This window comes from Dolichospermum compactum NIES-806 (assembly GCF_002368115.1).
GTDB lineage: Bacteria > Cyanobacteriota > Cyanobacteriia > Cyanobacteriales > Nostocaceae > Dolichospermum > Dolichospermum compactum.
On sequence record NZ_AP018316.1, the window covers coordinates 5,114,371 to 5,119,214 of the forward strand.

Annotated in this window: 5 protein-coding genes; 1 reads left to right on the forward strand and 4 read right to left on the reverse strand. The window is 36.4% G+C overall.

What is annotated here, in order from left to right; translation table 11 throughout:
* Positions 1-92: 92 nt before the first annotated feature.
* The 4 genes from CA730_RS23715 to CA730_RS23725 are packed head-to-tail and all read right to left on the reverse strand — an operon-like array spanning position 93 to position 4,285.
* Complete coding sequence (locus tag CA730_RS23715; protein ID WP_096671090.1) at positions 93-1,181, reverse strand: ATP-binding protein; 1,089 nt, start codon at positions 1,179-1,181, stop codon at positions 93-95.
* Between the two features lie 2 nt (positions 1,182-1,183).
* Positions 1,184-2,893, reverse strand: a complete 1,710-nt coding sequence (locus CA730_RS23720; RefSeq protein WP_096671092.1) for a WD40 repeat domain-containing protein — start codon at positions 2,891-2,893, stop codon at positions 1,184-1,186.
* On the reverse strand, positions 2,890-3,219 hold the full coding sequence (locus tag CA730_RS25865) for a hypothetical protein (protein ID WP_231939928.1): 330 nt from the start codon (positions 3,217-3,219) through the stop codon (positions 2,890-2,892). Before CA730_RS25865 ends, CA730_RS23720 begins: the two co-directional genes overlap by 4 nt.
* Positions 3,173-4,285 carry a P-loop domain-containing protein gene (locus CA730_RS23725; RefSeq protein WP_231939929.1) on the reverse strand — a complete coding sequence of 371 codons (1,113 nt, stop codon included), beginning with the start codon at positions 4,283-4,285 and terminating at the stop codon, positions 3,173-3,175. The genes CA730_RS25865 and CA730_RS23725 overlap by 47 nt, the downstream gene beginning before the upstream one ends.
* 224 nt (positions 4,286-4,509) lie before the next feature.
* Between CA730_RS23725 and CA730_RS23730 the strand changes: the two genes are divergently transcribed.
* Positions 4,510-4,821 carry a TRADD-N-associated membrane domain-containing protein gene (locus tag CA730_RS23730; RefSeq protein WP_096671094.1) on the forward strand — a complete coding sequence of 104 codons (312 nt, stop codon included), beginning with the start codon at positions 4,510-4,512 and terminating at the stop codon, positions 4,819-4,821.
* Positions 4,822-4,844 lie beyond the last annotated feature (23 nt).

The window sequence follows — 4,844 nt, forward strand, 5'->3', positions numbered from 1 at the left end:
GCATAAATCCTGCAAATAAACAGATTTTTGATATCTGACGCACCTTACCAATGTGCCAGTTGCGTAAGTCCTGATTCCTTTAATTCTTGTATTTAACTGTTACGCAAAGTGCTGTAATCATGAAGATATAACCGAAAACTGTGATGATATAATTGATATTGAGTTTCTTTACCTCTGTGTATTTCTTGCAGAAATTCTAACCAAGTTTCCATAATTTCCGCCACATCAAAAACATCAGCTTTGATAATTTTACTAATAGCTACGGTTGACATCGCTGGAGTTTCTTCAGCAGTTAAAACCCGCAATATATCCATCGCAATATCAGATAAACCCTGACCTTGCATCTTTTGCCAATGTTGTTGATAATAGGTTTCTAAACCTGGGGGAATTTGCTCAAAATTACTGGCAGAATAAAAACCATCAGCCATAGCTTTTAAAACTTGCTGCACATACATAAAATTATCTTCATTTTCATTAATTAATTCAATTATATTTCTCTGTGAACTCTGTGTCTCTGTGGTTCGTTTCTTCTGAATAAATTCTTTCACATCCTCCCTATTTTTCACTGGATAATCTGCTAAATCTAAAATCTGTGAAGGTGCTTCAATTAACAAGCCACTATGGGATTTTTGATAGGGACGACGAGCGAAAATAAAATAAATTTGATCCGGTAAATATCGCGGTAGATAAAATAAATTCGTGCCTACAGCTTGACTATTTATATCAATTCCATCCAAACCATCAATGACAATAATTATTTTCTCATCTGGTAATTTCTCGCTGACTTGTTGCAATAAAGTAGAAAATAACCAACTTCCCTCATTTGCATTGATAAATCCTGTCTCTGTCATCGTTTGCGGGGAGGGTTGGGCAGGGGTGCTAGATAAATTCTCTAACAATAAATTTAACTGTGTACAAACCTCTGGAAAAAATGCCTCAACTCGATTTTTACCGGACATTTGAGCATTGTAATAAATAGTATGGGGATTTTGGCGCACAAATTGGGCAAGAATGGCACTTTTACCGCTACCGGGTACACCCACAATGGTGAAATAACCCTTGGGGTAACGGTGGAGAAAATTATTAATAGTAGTGAAGATAAAATCACGACCAATAAAATTTTCTGTTTTGCTGAGGATAATTGATTGTAATTCTGGGGAAGAGAAAGATAAGGTATTCATTTTCACCTTTCTTGCAAACGCAGAAAATGTACCCTTCCTGATTCTTCCCCTGCTACGATTGTGACACCATCAGCAGCAACTGCACAGCATAATATAGGTCTTTCTCCTGTGAAAGTTGCTATTTCTTTTCTGGTTGCTAAATCCCAGATTTTGATAGTGTTGTCACCAGAACCAGAAATCACAGTTTTTCCATCGGGTGTGAGTGCGATCGCATTTACCGAATAACTATGACCTTGAAGGGTAAACTTTTCTGTTCCTGTTCCCACATCCCAGATTTTGATAGTGTTGTCACCAGAACCAGAAATCACAGTTTTTCCATCGGGTGTGAGTGCGATCGCATTTACCGAATAACTATGACCTTGAAGGGTAAACTTTTCTGTACCTGTTACCACATCCCAGATTTTGATAGTCTTGTCACCGGAACCAGAAATCACGGTTTGTCCATCGGGTGTAACTGCGATCGCATTTACCCAGTCACTATGACCTTGAAGGGTAAACTTTTTTGTACCTGTTCCCACATCCCAGATTTTGATAGTCCGGTCAGCAGAACCAGAAATCACGGTTTTTCCATCAGGTGTAAGTGCGATCGCTTTTACCCAGTCACTATGACCTTCAAGGGTAAACGTTTCTCTTCCTGTTACCACATCCCAGATTTTGATAGTCTTGTCACCGGAACCAGAAATCACGGTTTGTCCATCGGGTGTAACTGCGATCGCATTTACCGAGTAACTATGACCTTCAAGGGTAAACGTTTCTCTTCCTGTTCCCACATCCCAGATTTTGATAGTCTTGTCATCAGAACCAGAAATCACGGTTTGTCCATCGGGTGTAACTGCGATCGCTTTTACCCAGTCACTATGACCTTCAAGGGTAAACGTTTCTCTTCCTGTTACCACATCCCAGATTTTGATAGTCTTGTCACCGGAACCAGAAATCACGGTTTGTCCATCGGGTGTAACTGCGATCGCATTTACCGAGTAACTATGACCTTCAAGGGTAAACGTTTCTCTTCCTGTTCCCACATCCCAGATTTTGATAGTCTTGTCATCAGAACCAGAAATCACGGTTTGTCCATCGGGTGTAACTGCGATCGCATTTACCCAGTCACTATGACCTTCAAGGGTAAACGTTTCTCTTCCTGTTCCCACATCCCAGATTTTGATAGTCCGGTCAGCAGAACCAGAAATCACGGTTTTTCCATCAGGTGTAACTGCGATCGCATTTACCCAGTCACTATGACCTTTTAGAGTGCGAATTAATCCAGCACCACCAGGAGGCGTGAGGCTACCTATTAAACTGTATAAACCTATATTTTTATCTCTGGCGATTTGTTCTAATAAATTTTTAATTTCTGGTAAATCGAAATATGTTAGTTGTGCTGATAGCTGTCCCTTGAGTTGTTTTGGATCTTCAAATAATATGTGTGTTGACCTAAATAAAGACCTTTCAATTAATTTTAATGCTTTGACGGTTTCAGCATATTCTGAATTATTCCTTATTTCGGAAGTATCTAATAAATCATAATCTTCAATCAGTGCTTGCACTCCGAATAAGGGATGATTAATTTTTGCTTCAATAAAGTAGTAGTTCGATAATAGTTTAAACAGTTCTGGATACTTTTTACCCGCTAATAATAATCGGGGATATTCACCTAAAAGCTGTTCTTTTGCTTCCTCTGACTTTTCATTAAACCAAGTTTGAAAGTTACTCATAGTATTAATCCCCTACCCATATTATTAGCAACTACCGCGCTAATTTCTGATAAACTTACCCCCGCAGCTTGAACAATATCTTGACGTAATAAAAAATCTCGGAAACTTTCATGATAAAAGCGATAACGAGGCGGTTGATAGTTTTTTTGTTCCTGTAAAAATTGTGTCCAACCTTTGAGAACTTCTTGCACTGTGAGGTTATCTTCTTGGGAATATTTCACAATCATCTCACGGGATATAGAACTTTTTAAAGCACACATCACATAAATGATTTTAATTTTATTCCTGGGTAAAGGTTCTTCCCATAATCCGCCAATGACTATCATAATATCCCTGTAAACCTGCGGGTAATTGTTCTAGTTTTTCATCCTGATAAAATCCTTCTGCAATTGCTTCTAACACATAGCGTAAATACATGAAATTATTTTCACTTTTAGCAGCGATAGTATCTACAAATTTTGGTTTCCTCAAATCATTTTGTTGATTAATCCACTTTTCTAAACCTGCTTTATATTTTTCTAAACCGAGAAATTCTAAAATATATGCTTCTACATCATCTTTACTGTTTTCTTGATATTCCCTCAAATCTAATTCTTGATATTTAGTATTAGGGGAAAGTGTTAATCTTTTATCTTCTGGATTATAAGGTCTTCTGGTGAGAATTAAGTAAACCTTTTCCGGTAAATACATCGGTAAATTTAATAGATTTCCGTTATCTTCTTGATCAACTTCATCTAAAGCATCAATGACAATGACTAAATTTTCATAATCAGCTAATTTTCCACTAGCTTTAGTTAATAAAGTAGATAAATCATCATTTTCTCCATTTTGTAAATCAAATCTTTGGGTTAATTGTTGACGAATTAATTTCAGAAATACATCGGGACGGTTTCTACCTTCAGCGCGAATATTAAAAAAGCAAATTGTTCCAGGATTATCTACTATATATTTGGCAGCAATGGCACTTTTACCCATTCCTGCATCACCAAGGATGGTAAAATATCCACTTTGGTTATTTTTGATAAATTCTTGAATTTTATCAAATACAAATTTGCGTCCGCAAAATAGTTTTGTTTTATCATCAATTACGGTTTGAAATTCTGTTGGTATTAGTCGTGGAGACCAATCATCAACTATATCTGATGGTGTGAGTTTTTCAACTATATCATTTTTTTTAAGTCCTTCATTTATAGTATTGACAACACTTTCTATGACAAATCTATCAACATCTTTTACTTTTTCAGTATTCTGTCCTATTAAATATTTAATTTTATCTTCAGTAGTGTTTGCTTTTTTTGCTAGAGTTTCTATAGTAAAACCTGCTGTTCTATATGCTGTTTTGAGTTTAGTTTTTCCCGACTCACTAGCTTGTACTTTTCCCAGTTTATTCATAAATATCTATTGATGGTAGATTGATTTTTTAGACTATAGCAAATACGGCTTATTATTGTCTAGGGAATTTGGGGTATTTTTATTTCCCTAAACTCCCCAAAATTTGGGGAAAAGTTTTCACGAATAAAACCCTTTTTTCATCTTTCTTGTTTCTAATGAAATTCCTAAGATGTTAGTAAGTTCAAAAACGAACTGAGTAAACTACAAAATAGGAGTTAACAGTTATGTTTAACTGGTTTAATCAATCTGAAGCCAAAAAGCTACAACTAACCCACGAAGAACACAAACAGGGTGTTAATGAGTACATTCGGCAAAGTCAGCTAGGATATAACGTTAAAATTGCCATCGGTACAGTATCAGCAGTTTTTACTTTTGGTAGTGTTGCTTTATTCTACACAGGTCATATCGAACAAACCCATCTTAACACGGGTATTGGTATAATTTCTAGTGTGGTTGGTTTTAAATCTGCCAACGATAGTAAGAACGAGTTAAAGGAACTGTTAGAAAGCTGTGAAATCCTCAACGGCGGTAAATAAGGGTATAGGACTTACGCAAGTGT